We start from the raw sequence: 19,186 nt of genomic DNA on the forward strand, positions 1-19,186 counted from the left end.
ACTGGGAAATCTTAATACCCGAGAGAAACCTTTACTTCCCCAACAACAAATCGTATATGATTATTGGTCCAGTTAAATGAAATACCATTGATTTACCATGACCATATACATCTTCCCTAACCCAAAATACACTTTTCCTCATCCCTTGCCCCCGCTCACGCATCGGTGGTTTCCTAATTGTCTTTCAAGAAGGACCTTAGAAAAACTTTAAAATCCAACACAATGAAAAAATTAGTACTTCTCCTGTTTCTACTACCCATCCTATTCTACGGGAACGATAAAAAAATACCGACTAAGATCAAAGAAGTCACCGTATTCCTGAACGGTGCCCAAATAACACGAGTGGCACAGGTACAGCTTACCCCTGGAACGAGTGAATTTACGCTAATCGGACTCTCCCCCAAAGTCGATGAAAGCAGCATACAGATTTCAGGGTTAAAGTCGACCTCTATCCTATCCATGCAATTTGACATTGATTATTTATCCCCATCAGAAGACAATCCGCAAATAACAAAACTTCAAAAAGTAATCGATGGGCACGAACATCAAATTGCGTTACTAAAAAACAATATCTCCGGGTTCGAGGAAGAACAGAAGGTCATCAATGCCAATAGATTGATCGGTGGAAACAACACCGCATTGGATTTGGACCGGATCAAACAGATAAGCTCGTATTACCGTGAGCGGATAATAGCCATTAAGAATGAAATACTGCAAGCCAATCAAGCCATAGAGCTGTTGAACCTCGAACTTGAGAAATATCACAAACAATTGGTCGAAATCAATAACACCCCTATCAAGGAACAAGGCGTAATACGCCTAAAAATAGACGCTCCAGCCACAACAACATTACCACTTCAAATATCGTATACGATTAAGGATGCCGGATGGATACCGAATTATGACATAAAATCAAGTCAATTGGACGCTCCATTGCGACTAACCTATAAAGCCCATGTGTACCAGAAAACGGGGGTGGACTGGAATGACGTCAAAATCAGTCTCTCCACTGGAAATCCATCTTTGAATATCGTCAAACCGAATATGGCCCCAAAGTACCTCAACTTTGTAAACCTTAATGCAGCGCGACATCGGGGACCTATTAAAAAACAAAAGTATTTTTATAACCCCACGATCAAAGAAGTCATGGGGCAGGTCACAGACGCATCGGGAATGCCCCTACCCGGAGCGAATGTAATGATCAAAGGAACCTCCTTGGGTACCCTGACCGATTTTGATGGCAATTATTCGTTGGAAGTCCCCAACGGAAAGGAATTGGAAATTACATACCTAGGGTTCACCAGTTTCGAAATACCTATCTATAGTTCGATCATTAATTGCCGTTTAGAGGAAGATGTACAAGCCCTTGATGAAGTGGTGGTAACAGGTTATGGTTTATCGGGGTCTTCATCCGGGGTAAGGATTAGGGGCCTATCGAGCAATTCAAGCCATACGAAAACCCCTGTACCCGTCACCCCACTATATATTATCGACGGAGTGCCTGTTGATGGCTTTATTGAGGGGGATTTGGATGACAACGAAATTCAATCCATCGACATCCTGAAAGGAGACAATGCCATCAGCTTATATGGTCATCGCGGAAATCATGGTGTTATTGTCATCACCACAAAGAAAAGCACTGTGGATATAGGGGCCATAAATACGAAGTTCGTCATCAAGAAACCTTATTCCCTTCCCTCAAATGGGGACATAACGGCCATTGAACTGAATACTTTTGAATTAAAGGCCGAATACGGGTATTTTGCCGCTCCCGTCCTCAATGAAAATGTTTTCATGACCGCAACCGTTACGGACTGGGAACAACATAACATGTTGCCGGGAGAGGCCAACGTTTATTTCGAGGGGAGGCTTGCCGGAAAAACAACGATTGATCCGTATACGACGGACAAGGAAATCACCTTATCCTTGGGCATTGATCCCGACATCACCGTGACCCGTTCGCAGGATCGGAATTTTAAAAGTAGATCTTTCACAGGGAGCAATCGAATCCTTGACAGAACTTACGAATTAGTGGTGAAAAACAACAAATCCACTCCCGTACAAATAAAACTGATGGATCGTGTGCCCTTATCCCAGAACAAGGAAATAAAGGTTGATGACATACAATCGAACAATGCTTCCTTAAATGCTAAAAAAGGCTTATTGACTTGGGAGCTTCAATTAGCTCCAAAACAAAGCACAACGGAAACTTTTTCCTTCAAGGTAAAATACCCAAAATACAAGTCCATTTCGATTTAATACCAGTTTTCATAAAGAAGTGTAAAAAGCCATGTTAATCGGAAGTGATCTACTAATTTTGCACCGCTCATCCGGGGTTCGTAAAAACACTTGTACGAACCCCAAAAATCAAAATTTATGAAAAGGATATCACATTGGATTTTTGATTTTTTGGTGGATCATGGACTTTCCGATTCATGGGCAGGAACCATTAACATGCTCGCTTTATTATTGTTGGTATTCATTGTTCTTTTTGTAGTGGACTTCTTTTTGCGAAAGATAATAGTAGGGGTCTTCAATCGCCTATCCAGTTCCTCTAAAACACATTTCGATGATTTATTGGTACACAACAAAGTCCCTAGGAACATTGCCCACATCATTCCCTTGGCACTTGCCTATAAGGCGATTCCAGCAATCTTTAGGGACTTCCCGAATGCAGAGCTGTTTTTCGTCAAGGCCATAGAGGTTTGTGGCATTATACTTTTCCTATGGATTGTTCGTAGTGTACTGCACACAGTAAAGGACTTTTTAAAGACCCTTGCAAGTTTAAGGGACAAGCCCATAGACAGCTACATTCAGGTATTTATGATATTTGCATGGGCCATTGGATTGTTCTATGCTTTTTCGATTGTTTCAGGCATTGAGTTATGGAAATTCCTTACCGCCTTGGGTACTGCATCAGCCGTGATCATCCTTATCTTCAAGGATACCATTTTAGGTTTTGTCGCCAGTATACAAGTCTCCATCAACGATATGGTACGTATTGGGGATTGGATTACGTTTGAGAAATATGGGGCCGATGGGGATGTAATCGAAATAAACCTGGCCACGGTAAAAGTGCAGAATTTCGATAAGACCATTACCACAATACCCACCTACGCCTTAATATCCGACTCCTTCAAGAACTGGAGGGGCATGGATGATTCCGGCGGAAGACGTATCAAAAGGGCCCTGATCATCAAACAGGAAAGCATCAAATTTTTGACCAAGGAAAATATTGAGGCGCTTAAAAAGATTGAATTGATTCGTAATTATCTTGAAACCCGGGGTAAAGCCATTAACACCTTCAATAGTGAAAATGGAATAGACAAATCACTTTTGATCAATGGAAAAAACCTTACGAACGTGGGGGTTTTCAGAAAATACATCGACACGTATATCAATCGTCATTCTGGGATAAACAAGGAGATGACCATTATGGTGCGTCATTTGAAACCCTCCCCACAAGGGTTACCCATAGAAATCTATGCCTTTAGTAGTGATAAACGTTGGGCCAATTACGAATACATCATGGCTGATATTTTCGATCATCTATTAGCTGCCATTCCCTACTTTGAATTGGAAGGTTTTGAATTGCCCAGTAGCACTAATTTTAAGAAATAGGAAGTCATTTCGAAGGAGCAACGACTGAAAAATCACAGTATGCCGAGCTGCGCCTTAAACAACATTCAACAAAGGTTTACGAAAATCAGGATGCGATTCCTCGGCGCTATCGCTTTGTCGGAATGACCCACCGTCATTTCTAAGGAGGAACGACTGGAAAATCACAGTATGCCGAGCTGCGTCTTAAACAACATTCAACAAAGGTTTACGAAAACTAGGATATGATTCCTCGGCACTATCGCTTTGTCGGAATGACCCACACGTCATTTCGAAGGAGGAACGACTGGGAAAACGCATTAGGCCAGGCCATAAACAATAATTCAATGGGTATGGAAATCAGGATGTGATTCCTTCACGGTCTTTATAAAAATCCTATCCCCTACTTGACTTCATCCAAGTGGTCATCCCAATTCTCTACATGGGGTTTCCCTAATTTACCTACCGATTTCGCCACTATGGTAGCAACCGTAGCATCACCGGTCACATTGATTATGGTGCGGCACATATCCAATGGTCGGTCAACAGCGAATATCAACGCCAAGCCTATAGCCAGTTTGTCCGCAGGAAAACCTACGGATTCCAATACGATGACCAACATAACCATTCCCGCCCCTGGCACCGCCGCAGAGCCAATTGACGCCAATAAAGCCGTTAGCACAATAATCAATTGTGCTCCCAGACCCAGATCAAAGTCCAACGCTTGGGCGATAAAGACAGCAGCAACACCTTGATAAAGGCTTGTACCGTCCATGTTAATAGTGGCACCTACCGGCAACACAAAGCTGGAAACCTCCTTATCAACACCAATATGTTCTTCTACCCTTTCCATGGTAACGGGTAAGGTTGCCGCACTGGAACTCGTTGAAAACGCCAATAATTGGGCTGGACTAATCTCTTTTAAAAACCAAAATGGATTTATTTTCGCATAGGTTGATACGACAATAATGTAGAAAACAATCATTAAGAACAACCCCAGAACCACAACCCCAGCATACTTAAGTAGTGCCAATAATAAATCGGGGTCGCTAGAAGATACCACTACACTTGCCAACAGGGCGAAAACAGCTACTGGCGCAGTCAACATGATCAAATCGACCATTTTCAAAACCACATCGTTCAGGGCATCAAAGAATTTTTTAAGGGGTTTTGCCTTTTTCTCACCAATCAATAACATGGAAATACCCATAAAGATGGTAAAGAATATGACTTGAAGCATCAGCTTATTATCGCTCATCGACTTAAAGGCATTATCCGGTACCATATTCTCCAGGAAACTTAACGGACCTGCTTCCTTTTGTTTTGTAGCTTCGGCTATTTTGGAAGTGACCCCACTATCATTGGCATAGGCCGTAGTCAATCTATCAATGGTGTCTTGTGAGATGCCGTCACCAGGACGCATGATGTTGACCAAGATCAACCCGATGGTAATGGCCACAATCGTGGTACATACATAAATCACTATGGTTCGTATGCCTATATTCCTGAATTTTGAAATATCCTTAAGATCGGAAATACCCTTGATAAGGGAAGCAAGTATCAATGGAATGGCAATCAACTTCAAGAGTTTGACAAAAATAGTGCCCAAGGGTTGTACCCAGTCAGAAACAAAATCCCTGCCCCAACTAATCTGTGTCATGGCAAAACCAAATAGGATTCCAAGGAACATTCCTATTAAAATCTGCCAGTGCAATTCCATTTTCTTCATAGACCTTTCTTTAAATGAGACGGAAATATACCAATTTGTTTGGAAAGGTCGAAGAAGTGGCTACAAATTTATCGAACGTGCCAGCAAGGAATAATCGGCAAGTACCAATGCAGCCATAGCCTCAACAATAGGCACCGCCCTTGGAACAACACAGGGATCATGACGCCCCTTTCCTTTTGTCATAACCGTATTACCCTCCTTATCAATGGTTTCATAAGGCTGTATAACGGTGGCCACAGGTTTAAAGGCTACATTGAAATAAATATCCATTCCATTGCTGATTCCCCCTTGGATTCCTCCGCTGTAATTGGTTTTTGTACTTCCATCCGGGTTGTATTGGTCATTGTGTTCACTGCCTTTCATTTTGATTCCTTCAAAACCACTTCCGTATTCAAAACCCTTTACAGCGTTGATAGACAACATGGCCTTACCCAATTCGGCGTGCAACTTGTCAAAAACGGGTTCTCCCAAACCAATGGGTACATTCTGGATCACACAAGAAATAACGCCACCTATGGTATCGCCTTCTTTACGAACCTCCTTGATGTACTCCTCCATTTTTGAAGCCATTACCGGGTCCGGACATCGCACAGGGTTTGATTCGATCAATGAAAAATCGAGCTCCTGATAATCCTTGGCGAGTTTCAAGTCACCCACCTGGGAAACATATGCATTGATTTTTATACCTGACAGGAATTGTTTGGCAATAGCCCCAGCTACTACCCTACTGGCGGTTTCCCGTGCAGAACTCCTGCCTCCTCCGCGATAATCACGGAAACCATACTTTTGATCATAGACATAATCGGCATGGGAGGGCCTGTAAGAATCTTTGATATGGGTATAGTCCCCAGATTTTTGATTGGTATTGTGAATGGCGAAACCAATGGGTGTTCCCGTGGTTTTGCCTTCGAATATTCCGGAATAGAATTCCACAGTATCAGGCTCCTTACGCTGGGTCACTATGGCCGATTGACCTGGTTTTCGCCGGTCAAGTTCCTTTTGGATGGCCTTGAGGTCAATTGAAATCCCTGGAGGACATCCATCTAAAACCCCGCCAATTGCAGCACCGTGCGATTCCCCGAAGGTTGATAATTTAAAAAGGTTACCAAAAGTATTCCCTGCCATACTTATATATTAAGTGAGTGCCAAAGATAAATGTTAATGAACGGATTCAAAAATCAATTTACCAAAGCATTTTTTAAGATTGTAATAGGGTGCATTGCATCCCTGTCGGTGCCGTCCTTTATTTGATGTCTACAGCTGGTTCCGTTGGCTGAGATAATGGTCGTTTCCCCACTCATACGGATGGCAGGAAACAATTTAAGCTCCCCAATTTGCATACTTACATCGTAATGCTCTTTTTCATACCCAAAGGAACCGGCCATACCACAGCAACCGGAACTAATGATGGTCACCGAATAATTCTCGGGCAAGTTGAGGATATCAAAAGTCACTTTTTGATTCGACAATGCCTTCTGGTGACAATGGTTATGTATTTTAATGGTTTTGGCCTCTTTGGTAAATCTATCGGAAGTCAAAAGACCCTTCTCAATCTCTTTGGCCAAAAATTCCTCAATTAAAAATACGTTATCCGCAATCGCCTTCACCCCTTCTTGATCCGGGACCAATCTTTTGTATTCATCCCTAAAGGATAATATGGCTGATGGTTCTATTCCAAGCACCGGGGTATCTTGTGCCAAAAACACTTTCAATTCCCTGACGTTGTCCAAGGCCAATTTTTTAGCCTGTTTCAAAAACCCTTTTGACAAATAGGTCCGTCCACTTTCCGCATAAAACAATTGTACATCATAACCCAATCGGGTAAGCAGTTCTATAGCGTCCTTACCGAGGTCGGTATCCATATAATGGGTGAACTCATCAATATACAGAACCACCTTCTTGTTTATTTTATTATCCTGTAATTTAATCTTTTGAAGATGTTTATTGAAATTAAAACTTGAAACCTTTGGCATAGACCGTTCCTTGGCTACACCAACTGATTGCTTCAAAAGTCCACTAAGCCATTCGGAGCCATAAACAGCATTGGTAAGCCAGGCCACCTTACTACCGATTTTATTGAGTTTGGTATTGTACGCAAAGAGTTTGCTTCGCAATGAATACCCATTTCGTTCTTGGTATTGATATAGAAATTCCGCCTTAAGACTGGCAATATCCACATTACTGGGACATTCACTGGCACAAGCCTTACAACTTAAACAAAGGTCGAAAACCTCCTTTAACTCACTTTTATTGAATCTATCCGAAGCACCCCCAGTGGTTAAAAATTCGCGAAATGCATTCGCCCTACCCCTAGTGGTATCCTTTTCATTCTTGGTGGCATGATAACTGGGACACATACCCCCTTTTGCATGGTGGGTTTTTCGACAATCGCCACTCCCGTTACATTTTTCAGCAGCCTTTAAAATCCCCTCACTATCCGAAAAGTCCATTAAGGTTGTAATCTCAGGCTCATCCCTATCAATTTCATAACGTAGGGATTCATCCATTGGGAAGGCATCGACAATCTTTCCTGGGTTGAAAATGCCCTTGGGATCAAAGGAAGCCTTGATGCGCTTAAGAAGTTCGTAATTCTTTTCCCCGATCATCAATGGGATAAACTCTGCACGGACAATACCATCACCATGTTCCCCACTAAACGAACCTCGATATTTTTTGGTCAGTTTAGCGACATCCGTGGTAATAGACCGAAACAAAGCTACATCCTTGGATTTCTTAAGGTTCAGTATCGGCCTCAAATGCAGTTCACCCGCACCGGCATGGGCATAATAAACCGCATTTTGCTTATACCCTTTCATGATTTCACTAAACTCCGCAATAAAATCCTTCAGGTCCTCAAGGGCAACCGCGGTATCCTCTATACAGGCCACGGCTTTCATATCCCCAACGATATTACCCAAGAGCCCAAGTCCTGCTTTACGAAGTTCCACGGCTTTCGCTATATCCCCCCCATAAAGAATAGGATTGGCATAACTCAACCCGGAAGCTTTTATAGTCGCGATAAGCTTTTGGATCTCGTTTTGAAGCTCTTCCTCGCTATCCGCCTTTAGTTCCAGCATCAATAACGCCGCTGGATCCCCTTCCACAAAAAAACGGTTTTTGAGTTGGGTCTTATTGTTTTTGGTGCAATCCAAAATAACCTTATCCATCATTTCGCATAAGTGCAAACCATGATCCATAACAGGGACCACATCACTCAAACAATCTTCCAAGGTGGTATAATGGGTAACCACCATAGCGGAATACTTTGGTGGTATTTCATCCAAATGCACCGTAATTTCAGTGGTAAAAGCCAAGGTTCCCTCACTTCCCGTAAGCAGGTTACAGTAGTTGAAGGTTTCTTCCGGTCCATCGAAAATGCTGCTTTTCAACAATTCATCTATCGCATATCCGGTATTCCGCCTATGAATTTCCGGTTTTGGAAATTCATTCTTTATCTCCTCTTGTATTTCTTTATTGGACAACTCATTGAATACGTCTTTATAAATCTTTCCTTCAAGGCTATCCAAAGCAATTTTTTCTTGGAATTCCTTTTTTGAAAGAGGTTTGAATTCCACTTCTGAACCATCGGACAATATTGTTTTTAAGGAAATAACCTTATCCCTGGTTACCCCATATTGGATGGATGTGGTCCCAGAGGAATTGTTTCCGACCATTCCTCCCAACATACAACGGTTCGATGTAGATGTATTCGGTCCAAAAAACAAGCCGTGTGGTTCCAGGTATTGATTAAGCTCATCACGAATGACACCCGGCTGTATGGTTACCCGTTTATTCGCAACATCCAAATCAATGATCTGGGTAAAATGTTTTGAGACATCAACAACGATTCCATCACCCACACACTGTCCGGCCAAGGAAGTACCTGCCGTCCTTGGAATAAGCCCCATGTTGTTCTTGGATGCGAATTCCACTATTTTCTTAATATCCCCAACATTCCTAGGAAAAGCAACAGCCTTAGGTATTTTACGGTAAACCGAGGCGTCTGTGGCATACAAGGTTGTACTTAAATTATCTGTCAGTAAGTCTCCAGCAAGTTCCTGCCTCAACGCATTCATATTCTCCATGATCAATCCGGTACAATTTATCGCGTAAAATTAAGATATTATTTTCAGCAATGTAAAGAATCCTTATTTTTACAACTCAAAAATCAAATCTTATGAAATTTTTAAAAACACTTACGTTAATTGCTTGTATTGCTTCATTTTCGACTGTGTTCGGTCAGGAAATCTCAGAACACGCCATAGGTTTACGTATGGGGGACAGCGATGGTTTTGGAGCGGAAATCTCTTATCAAAAGTCACTTTCACGATACAATCGACTTGAGGTTGATTTAGGATGGAGGGACAATCGTAATTTCAGCGCCTTTAAACTTTCAGGTATTTACCAATGGGTATTGCCCCTAGACGGTAATTTCAATTGGTACTACGGTGTTGGTGGTGGATTGGGAAATGTAGACTTTGACTATCTTACCAATGATGATGACGGGCTATTTATTTTTGGTGCGGGTGATATAGGTGTAGAATATAATTTTGACATACCCCTTCTGATTTCACTGGATTTCAGACCTGAAATAGGTTTGGTAGGATACGATGGTTTCTCGGACAATTTCGACTTTGATATCGCCTTGGGAATACGGTACCAATTCTAATCAACTGACAACCAAACAAGAACAAAGCCCCCAACAATTGCCGGGGGCTTTTTATTTATGGGTAGTTATAACTACATTTACACTTCTATAAAAAACATAACGAATGAAAAACATTTTATTACCCCTGATTGCCTTGGGAATTTTAGCTTCTTGCAACTCAAAACCAGAAGGTTACACAATCAACGGAACATTAATCGGTGATGTCGCCGATAGTACTGCAGTATATTTAAAGAAAGCAGGCAAGCAAAATGGCCTTGTCGATGTTGATACAACCATGGTTGTTAACGGAAACTTTGTGTTCACAGGTCAAAAAAACAGTCCTGAAATGCATTTTATCTTTGTAGACCAACTTGGTGGTTATGCAGCTGCCATAGTGGAGAATGGTGAAATTGAATTTACGGCCCACAAAGACAGTCTTGGTTTTGCCAAAGCCATCGGCACCCCACAAAATGAATTTCTATACGATTTTCAAAAAAACTCAAGGGAGGTATCAAATCAGGCTATGAACATACAAAAAGACCTTAGAACCGCTACCGGGGCAAGGGATACGGTTTTAATAAACTCTTTGCAAGAAGAACTGAACGAGTTAAGGGGCGAGTACGAATCTTTTGAACTTGACTATATAAAATCACACCCCAATGCTTTGATTTCCGCATTATTGATCGATAGAGCCATCAACACCAGAACATCGACTGAGGAGGAGCTTCGGGAATTGTATGACGGCCTCACCCCTGAAATCAAGGAAACTGAAGCCGCCAAAAAAGTCTTGAAGACCCTGGATGCCTTAAATAAGAAGGAAGCAAGTTCCAAAAACACCAGTGTAGGTGCCGTTGCCCCCGATTTTTCAGCCCCATCACCCTCAGGGGAATTTTTAGCCCTTAGCGATGTCAAGGGTAAGGTTACCCTTATTGATTTTTGGGCCGCTTGGTGCAGACCTTGTCGTGCCGAAAATCCCAATGTGGTAAAGGTGTACAACAAATACAAAGGAAAAGGACTGAGTATCATCGGTGTTTCCTTGGACAAAACAGCGGAAGCCTGGAAAAAAGCCATCAGTGATGACGGATTGGAATGGCACCATGTTTCCAATATTGCCTATTTTGACGATGCCATCGCAAAATTGTACAATGTTGACGCCATACCGGCTACTTTCTTACTGGATGAAAACGGAGTCATTGTTGCCAAAAACCTTAGAGGCCCTGCTTTGGAGGCCCGTATTTCGGAATTGCTTGATTGATCGGGCAACCCGCAATAACAAAAAGCCCTTCAAGTGCATTATACTTGAAGGGCTTTTTATGTTTTACAACCTTAACACAAAAACAGGCGTATTGCAATTAAAATCACCAAGAGCTATTTCGAAGCTCCATAAAAACAAATGGCTTTTAAATTTTACCCAATTTTTCCATCACGAATAGAATAACAATTGGAATGGCCAAAAGAATTACCATTAAGGTGTCGGTAACCAAAAGCTCGGGCTTGAACAACAACGTCGCGACATAACCTCCAATCGCACCTCCAAAATGGGCTGTATGCCCAATATTGCCCAAACGCTTTTTCATACCATAAATAGAATATAACAGATACCCAATACCCAATACATAGGCCGGTAAAGGTATAGGTATGAACATGATTCCCAATCGCATATCAGGCTGTAACAAAATGGCCGCATACAATATTCCCGTAACCGCGCCACTTGCCCCAACAGCACTATAGTAAGGTTCATCCTTATGGAAAAACAATGCCAATAGACTTCCGGCGATTAGACTTATAAAATAAATTCCCACGAATTTCGCAGGACCGAACCACGAAATGACCACATCGGCAAAAAAATATAGCGTGAACATGTTCATAAAGAGGTGGGACATATCCACATGCAGAAAACCTGATGTCAGCATTCTATCTTTTTGTCCCGCCTTGATCGCACCAATTCCAAACTTATACCGTTCGAAAAAATTAGTGTCATTAAACCCTTTTAAGGATGCGAGTACATTGGCCGCTATAATGGCAATGGTAGCGATGTGTAAATTATACATGTTATGAAGCGTTACATTTCGTGTCAAATATAGCTATATTTGCGGTTTACTACATAATTCATGCAGCTACTTGCCTTTATTTTAACCTACCCATTATTGTGGGTTATTTCAATTCTGCCCCATCGTTTGTTTTATGGGTTCTCCGATTTTATGTTCTTTTTGGTGTACCGTGTTGTCGGGTATCGAAAAAAAGTAGTTCGTGGTAACCTGGAATTGGTTTTTCCCGACAAATCCAAAGAGGAATTAAAAGCAATAGAAAAGGATTTTTACCACCATATGTGCGACATGTTCCTGGAAATGGTCAAAGGCATGAATCTTTCAAAAGAAGCCTTTAAAAGGAAATATAACGTTACCAATATCGAGGTACTTCACGAGATCGAGAAAGAGAAAAGCATATTACTGGTTTGTGCACATTATGCCAACTGGGAATGGAACGTAAGCCTTAGCAATTACACGGCTTCCAAAGGCTATGCGGTTTACCAAAAAATAAGTAATCCTTATTTTGACAAACTGGTCAAAAAAATCAGGGCCAAACACCACACCAGCCTTATCACCCAAAAAGAAACCGTCAAAACCGTAATCCAGAATCATCAGGACAAGGTTCGGGCCATTTACGGAATGGTCAGCGACCAATCGCCCCAGGCCCAACGAGCCCATTATTGGAAAGAATTCATGGGGGTTAAGGTCCCTGTATTTAACGGTGCGGAAACTTTGGCACGGAAACTTGATCTTGCCGTTGTATTCTTAAAAGTCAGTAAAGTGAAACGCGGTTACTACAATGCAGAGTTCATACCCATTACCACAGCCGGAAGCAACACTGCAAAAAATGAAATCACGGATAAGTTCCTCACCCTCACCGAACAACAGATCAAGGAACGTCCGGAACTATATTTTTGGACCCATCGCCGTTGGAAACACAGAGACAAGGCCCCAAAATAGGTTACACAAACTTCTAGTTCGATTGATAAACCAAGGTGGCTATTACAATGCAATGATCGCTGGCATAATTTTCACAAACTATTTCATAATCGATGACCTTCCACCGTTCTGGCATGTTATATAAGATATGATCCAAACAAACTTTCGGTTGATTTGCAGGCCAAGTTTTTTGTATGGCCTCGGGAATTTGGGGTTTATAGAATGTACTCCTTAGTATTTTCAAGGTTTCACTGTCAGGGCCATCATTTAAATCGCCAACCAACAACGTTGGGTATTCGGATGCTCCCAAGGCCTCATTAATGGCTTTTGCCTGCATTAGTCGATCCGTATTATCGCTCAAATGATCCAAATGCGTACCCACAAATTGAATGACATTTCCGTTTTTTGTCTTTACCCTAGTCAATAGCGCAGCTCTCGGTTCAGAATCAATCTGGTGTGGCAACGGAATATTCTCGGAAGCAACAAAACTAAGCCTGGAAAGAACCGCCTCTCCGTATTCCCCTCCATCAAAGTACATCGCTCTTGCGAATAACGACGCCATATGGGTACGTATGCCAATTTCAGTAGGCAAATCAAATTTCTTTGCCCTATTGGTTTTAAAATCGACTTCCTGCATGGCAACCAAATCAGGCTTGTACTTGTTTATCACTCCGGCAATGGTGTCCAGATTGAAATCATTTTTAGTGGTTGCCCCATGCAGTATATTAAAACCCATCACCTTTAAAGTATCGGTTTGGGAATACCCATTGAAGTAAATACAGAATACAACACAAAGTAACAACCTTATTTTATTTGCCATGGCTTGAATTTTAGATGCCTGAAATCTCCTTGATCTCACCGATAATGCGATCCGCCAATCCATCAGCTTCACTTTGACTTTTGGCTTCCGTATAAATTCGGATAATAGGTTCGGTATTCGACTTACGTAAGTGCACCCAATTTTCGGCAAAATCGACCTTTACACCATCAATGGTGGAAACTTCCTCCCCTGCATATTTATCTGCCATGGATTTTAAGATACCATCAACATCCAATTCGGGAGTCAATTGAATTTTCTTTTTGCTCATATAATAGCTCGGATAGCTATCGCGCAGTTCTTTAACCGTTCCACCTTTTTCTGCCATCAACATCAAAAACAACGCTGTACCGACCAAAGCGTCACGACCATAATGACTTTCGGGATAGATGATACCGCCGTTTCCTTCACCTCCAATAATAGCCTTATTCGCCTTCATCTTGGTCACCACATTCACTTCACCCACCGCTGCAGCCTCATAAGTACCACCATGCTTTTCGGTAATATCACGTAACGCCCTTGAGGACGAAAGATTGGAAACCGTATTTCCTTTGGTTTTTCCCAACACATAGTCGGCACAAGCCACCAAGGTATATTCCTCACCAAACATTTCACCATCATTACTGATAAAGGCCAATCGATCCACATCCGGGTCCACCACAATACCAAAATCAGCCTTTTCCTTGACAACCCGTTCACAGATATCACCCAAATGCTCTTTTAATGGTTCTGGATTATGGGGAAATTCACCGGTTGGATCACAATACAATTTCACCACTTCAACCCCTAAGGTCTCCAGTAATTTTGGAATAACGATACCCCCTGTTGAATTGACCCCATCGACCACCACTTTGAAATTGGCCTTTCTTATGGTATCGGCATCAACCAAATCAAGGTCTAAAACCTCATCAATATGAATATCGATATACGCATCATTCTTGGTTATACTGCCCAGGTCATCGACCGCTGCGAATGTGAAATCCTCACTTTCCGCAATCCCAAGGATTTTGGCTCCCTGTGAAGCATCCAAGAACTCCCCTTTTTCATTCAGAAGTTTCAATGCGTTCCATTGTTTGGGGTTATGACTGGCAGTCAATATAATTCCACCATCCGCTTTTTCCAAAGGAACGGCAATTTCAACGGTAGGTGTTGTTGACAAATCCAAATCAATGACATCGATCCCCAGTCCCACCAAAGTGGAAACCACAAGGTTTTGAATCATCTCACCGGATAACCTTGCATCCCTACCTATGACCACTTTTAAATTTTCCTTTTTTGAATAGCCTTTTAGCCATATACCATAAGCGGCTGCAAATTTAACTGCATCAATAGGTGTTAAGTTTTCACCTGGTTGACCTCCTATAGTACCTCTTATCCCTGAAATTGATTTAATAAGCGTCATGATTTTTATAAAGTTTTTATGCAAATATAAAAGACTAATGCCAATCCTAACCTTCAATTTGGTAAATTCGACCTTATGAACCATTTAATAGCCCTATGAATTTTCTGGCCCATATTTATCTTTCTTTCGATGATGAGGAAATTGCCCTAGGCAACTTTATTGCCGATAGCATCCGTGGAAACAAAATCGACCACTTACCAAGCCGTATTCAAAAAGGCGTCATATTGCATCGGGAAATAGACACCTATACCGATTCGCACCCCATCCCCAAAATAAGCAGTAAACGCTTACACAAAAACTACAGTCATTATAGTCGGGTAATTGTTGATATCTATTACGACCATTTTTTAGCCAAGAATTGGAAACACTATTCCGATACGCCATTAAAGATATTCGTGGATAATTTTTATGACCTATTGGAAGATAATTACACGATACTACCAACAGGTGTCCAACGAATGATGCCTTATATGATCAGTGATGACTGGTTGTACAATTATTCTAAAATGGAGGGTATCGACAGGGTTTTGCAGGGCATGGACCGAAGGACAAAAAACAGGTCAAAAATGAATTTTGCTATTTTAGACCTGGAAGAACACTATTCGGATTTCGAAAGGGAATTCACTTCCTTTTTTAATGAACTGATTACTTTTTCAAAACAAAAATATAAATCACTTTAGGCTGTATATCAAATGATAATAACAAATAAAATAAAGTACTACTTTAGATATATTTTTCTGATTTCCATTGCTGTTACCATAACGCAATGCAGGAAACAACCAGCTAAACCCACGGGATTGGTTGCGGAAAAAGCCATGGTTGTTTCCGCCCGTAAAGAAGCTTCGGCCATTGGGGTTGAAATACTCAAAAAAGGCGGAAATGCCTTCGATGCCATGGTCGGTACGGAACTGGCCTTGGCTGCGGCCTATCCTTTTGCAGGGAACCTGGGAGGTGGCGGTTTTATGGTCTACCGAAAGGGTAATGGGGATGTAGGTGCCTTGGACTATCGTGAAAAAGCCCCATTATCCGCCCATAAAGACATGTATTTGGATTCACTTGGGAATGTCATTCCCGGAAAAAGCACCATTGGAGCTACTGCCGTTGGTGTTCCCGGCACTATCGCCGGCATTTTCAAAGTACACGAAGCATTTGGAAGCTTACCCATAAAAGATATCATCGACCCGGTAATCAGGTTGGTTGAACAAGGTGTTGTTGTTACAGAAAGGCAAGCTGCCCGACTCGAACATTATAGAGAACAAATACTTGAGGTAAATGGTGATAATACGCTGTTTTTCAATACTTGTTCTGCGGGTGACACCTTAAAATATCCCGCTTTGGCAAACACTTTGAGGCGTATCGTCAAAAACGGACGTGATGGGTTTTACAAGGGAGAAACCGCAAAGATATTATCAACATTCATCCAAGACCAAGGAGGGTATGTCACTATGGCAGACCTAGCCAAGTACGAGGCAAAATGGCGTCAGCCCATCACCTTCAACTATAAGGACCTTAGAATAATATCAATGAGCCCTCCTAGTAGTGGAGGCGTTACCATGAACCAGATATTCAAAATGATCGAACCCTATGAAATATCCGATTTTGGACATAATTCCACCGAAACCATTCAATTGTTCACTGAAGCCTGCCGGCGTGCTTATGCCGACCGTAACTTCTATTTGGGTGACCCTGATTTTGTCGATATTCCCCTTGATGTATTATTGAGCAATAAATACTTAGCAGGTCGCATGGAAGACTTTACTTTCAATAAAGCTACCTTATCCTCTGAAATGGAACGTGGTAAGATCCATATTTCAGAAAGTTCCGAAACCACACACTACTCCATTGTCGACCAAGAAGGCAATGCCGTATCGGTTACCACCACCTTAAATGGGGCATACGGTTCCAAGTTGTATTGTGATGAATTAGGGTTTTTCCTCAACAATGAAATGGATGATTTCAGTGCCAAACCCGGGGTACCGAATATGTTTGGACTTATTGGTGCCGATGCAAATAGTATCGCACCAGAAAAAAGAATGCTAAGTTCAATGACCCCAACCATTGTTGAGAAAGAAGGTAAACTTTGGCTCGTTGTAGGAAGTCCAGGGGGATCGACCATCATAACGGCAGTGGCACAAACCATCTTGAACACATACGAATTCGACATGAGCATGCAAGAAGCCGTCAACGCACCGAGATTCCACCATCAGTGGCTACCAGACTTTATCGTATTTGAACCCGATGGTTTTTCAACGGATATTAAGAAGGAATTAAAATCGAAGGGATATATCATCAATGAAGACCGTACACCAATCCTCGGCAAGGTAGATGCCATCCGAAGGTTACCCGATGGTAGTTTGGAAGGTGGGGCGGACAAACGGGGTGATGATACTGCCGTAGGCTTTTAAGAAAACAACCACAAAAAATGATCCAGTCCTATAAAAGAAAACCCGAATTGGCCACCCATTATGACGCCATACTCATAGGCTCAGGAATGGGAAGTCTTGCAACCGCTGCGATTCTAGCGAAAGAGGGTCAAAAAGTATTGATCTTAGAGCGTCATTATACCGCAGGTGGCTTTACCCATGTCTTTAAGCGTAAAGGCTATGAGTGGGATGTAGGCATACATTACATTGGGGAAGTGCAACGCGCCCATAGCGTCACAAAACTATTATTTGACTATATCAGTGACGGCAACCTTAAATGGGCCGATATGGGAGAAGTCTATGATCGTATCATCATTGGGGACAAATCCTTCGATTTTGTAAAGGGCGTCAAAAAATTCAAACAACAACTATACGAATACTTTCCAGAAGAGCAAAAGGCCATTGACGACTATATCGATATGGTTTTTGCCAGTACCAAGACAGCGCGAAATTTTTTTGCCGAAAAGGCCTTGCCTTCCCTAATTTCCAAGTTTATAGGCAAGAGGATGCGCAAACCATATCTTAAATTCTCGGACCAGACCACTTATGATGTATTGGATCGGTTGACCAACAACAAAGAACTCATCAAAGTACTGACCGGACAATATGGGGATTATGGATTACCCCCAAAAAAGAGCAGCTTTTCAATGCATGCCGCCCTGGTTAGACATTATTTCAGCGGCGGAAGTTTTCCGATTGGTGGTTCATCACAAATTGTCGAAACCATCGCTCCTGTCATCGAAAAATCCGGTGGTACCATTCTGATCAATGCCGAAGTTGATAAAATACTGGTTGAAAACAATACGGCGACCGGTGTATTAATGGTGGACGGGAAAACCCTACATGCCAAGCGCATTATTAGCGGGGCCGGAATTATGACCACCTACCAAAAACTATTGCCCGTCGCCATTCGGAAAAAACACAACTTAGACGAACAATTAAGACATATACAACGTTCCGTATCCCATGCCTGCCTTTATATTGGATTGGAGGGCTCACCTGATGAATTGAAATTACCCAAAACCAACTTATGGATTTATCCTGAAGGGACTGAGGACCATGACACCATCGTGGATAATTTCCTAAAGGACAACGAAGCCCCCTTACCGGTTATATACATTTCCTTTCCGTCGGCAAAAGACCCGGATTGGTCCAATCGCTACCCTGGAAAAAGCACTATTGACATCATAACCATAGAGCCTTATGAAAATTATGCCAAATGGGAAGGCTCACGATGGATGAAACGGGGCACGGATTACGAAGAACGCAAAGAAAAAACCGCACAAAGACTATTGGAAGCCCTATACAAACAACTACCCCACTTAAGGGGTCATGTGGATTATTATGAGCTTTCCTCCCCCCTAACCACAAAACACTTTGTAAATTATGACCAAGGGGAAATTTACGGTATAGACCATACGCCCAAACGCTTTAGACAGAGATTCCTGAAACCGGGTACCCCAATCAAGAATTTCTTTTTAACCGGACAGGATATTGTTACGGCAGGAGTGGCAGGTGCCCTATTCGCAGGGGTATTGACCGCATCGGCCATCACGAAAAAGAACATTATTAAAAAAGCAATGCAAAAGACCACATAACCC

At 42.1% G+C, this 19,186-nt stretch carries 14 protein-coding genes; 8 read left to right on the top strand and 6 right to left on the bottom strand.

The features are described 5' to 3' along the window. The first annotated feature begins 222 nt into the window (after window positions 1-222). Window positions 223-2,259 (top strand): DUF4139 domain-containing protein, encoded by a 2,037-nt coding sequence (locus LX92_RS09845; RefSeq protein ID WP_109650142.1) that lies wholly within the window; start codon window positions 223-225, stop codon window positions 2,257-2,259. A 117-nt stretch (window positions 2,260-2,376) separates the two neighbouring features. Further along, a complete protein-coding gene (locus tag LX92_RS09850) occupies window positions 2,377-3,621 on the top strand; it encodes a mechanosensitive ion channel family protein (protein ID WP_109650759.1) in 1,245 nt (414 codons plus the stop codon). A gap of 379 nt (window positions 3,622-4,000) precedes the next feature. Here the strand turns inward: LX92_RS09850 and LX92_RS09855 are convergent, their stop codons facing one another. From LX92_RS09855 to LX92_RS09865, 3 genes are read right to left on the bottom strand one after another with little or no spacing between them, the layout of a single operon-like run. Further along, window positions 4,001-5,326 (bottom strand): dicarboxylate/amino acid:cation symporter, encoded by a 1,326-nt coding sequence (locus LX92_RS09855; protein ID WP_109650143.1) that lies wholly within the window; start codon window positions 5,324-5,326, stop codon window positions 4,001-4,003. Between the two features lie 60 nt (window positions 5,327-5,386). Beyond that, window positions 5,387-6,451 (bottom strand): chorismate synthase, encoded by a 1,065-nt coding sequence (aroC, locus tag LX92_RS09860; protein ID WP_109650144.1) that lies wholly within the window; start codon window positions 6,449-6,451, stop codon window positions 5,387-5,389. Window positions 6,452-6,504: 53 nt separating this feature from the next. After that, on the bottom strand, window positions 6,505-9,411 hold the full coding sequence (locus tag LX92_RS09865) for an FAD-binding and (Fe-S)-binding domain-containing protein (RefSeq protein WP_109650145.1): 2,907 nt from the start codon (window positions 9,409-9,411) through the stop codon (window positions 6,505-6,507). 92 nt (window positions 9,412-9,503) lie between these two features. Here LX92_RS09865 and LX92_RS09870 point away from each other — a divergent pair, with 92 nt between their 5' ends. Both LX92_RS09870 and LX92_RS09875 read left to right on the top strand, forming a co-directional pair. Continuing rightward, window positions 9,504-9,995, top strand: coding sequence for a hypothetical protein (locus LX92_RS09870; protein WP_109650146.1), 492 nt, complete (start codon window positions 9,504-9,506; stop codon window positions 9,993-9,995). A gap of 103 nt (window positions 9,996-10,098) precedes the next feature. Continuing rightward, window positions 10,099-11,229, top strand: coding sequence for a TlpA disulfide reductase family protein (locus tag LX92_RS09875; protein ID WP_109650147.1), 1,131 nt, complete (start codon window positions 10,099-10,101; stop codon window positions 11,227-11,229). 145 nt (window positions 11,230-11,374) lie between these two features. On the opposite strand, the gene LX92_RS09880 is transcribed toward LX92_RS09875, so the two are convergent. Next, window positions 11,375-12,025, bottom strand: a complete 651-nt coding sequence (locus tag LX92_RS09880; RefSeq protein ID WP_109650148.1) for a rhomboid family intramembrane serine protease — start codon at window positions 12,023-12,025, stop codon at window positions 11,375-11,377. Window positions 12,026-12,085: 60 nt separating this feature from the next. Here LX92_RS09880 and LX92_RS09885 point away from each other — a divergent pair, with 60 nt between their 5' ends. Beyond that, window positions 12,086-12,964, top strand: a complete 879-nt coding sequence (locus LX92_RS09885) for a lysophospholipid acyltransferase family protein (protein ID WP_109650149.1) — start codon at window positions 12,086-12,088, stop codon at window positions 12,962-12,964. A gap of 13 nt (window positions 12,965-12,977) precedes the next feature. Here LX92_RS09885 and LX92_RS09890 read toward each other — a convergent pair whose 3' ends face one another. Then, window positions 12,978-13,763 carry an endonuclease/exonuclease/phosphatase family protein gene (locus LX92_RS09890; protein WP_109650150.1) on the bottom strand — a complete coding sequence of 262 codons (786 nt, stop codon included), beginning with the start codon at window positions 13,761-13,763 and terminating at the stop codon, window positions 12,978-12,980. 10 nt (window positions 13,764-13,773) lie between these two features. Then, complete coding sequence (gene glmM / locus LX92_RS09895) at window positions 13,774-15,162, bottom strand: phosphoglucosamine mutase (RefSeq protein ID WP_109650761.1); 1,389 nt, start codon at window positions 15,160-15,162, stop codon at window positions 13,774-13,776. A 95-nt stretch (window positions 15,163-15,257) separates the two neighbouring features. Between glmM and LX92_RS09900 the strand changes: the two genes are divergently transcribed. The 3 genes from LX92_RS09900 to LX92_RS09910 are packed head-to-tail and all read left to right on the top strand — an operon-like array spanning window position 15,258 to window position 19,183. Continuing rightward, window positions 15,258-15,842 (top strand): acyl carrier protein phosphodiesterase, encoded by a 585-nt coding sequence (locus tag LX92_RS09900; RefSeq protein ID WP_109650151.1) that lies wholly within the window; start codon window positions 15,258-15,260, stop codon window positions 15,840-15,842. A gap of 12 nt (window positions 15,843-15,854) precedes the next feature. Further along, entirely contained in the window at window positions 15,855-17,567 is a 1,713-nt protein-coding gene (ggt, locus tag LX92_RS09905; protein ID WP_109650152.1) for a gamma-glutamyltransferase, read from the top strand. A gap of 17 nt (window positions 17,568-17,584) precedes the next feature. After that, window positions 17,585-19,183, top strand: a complete 1,599-nt coding sequence (locus tag LX92_RS09910) for a phytoene desaturase family protein (RefSeq protein WP_109650153.1) — start codon at window positions 17,585-17,587, stop codon at window positions 19,181-19,183. Window positions 19,184-19,186 lie beyond the last annotated feature (3 nt).

Origin of the sequence: Maribacter polysiphoniae (assembly GCF_003148665.1) — a bacterium.
GTDB lineage: Bacteria > Bacteroidota > Bacteroidia > Flavobacteriales > Flavobacteriaceae > Maribacter_A > Maribacter_A polysiphoniae.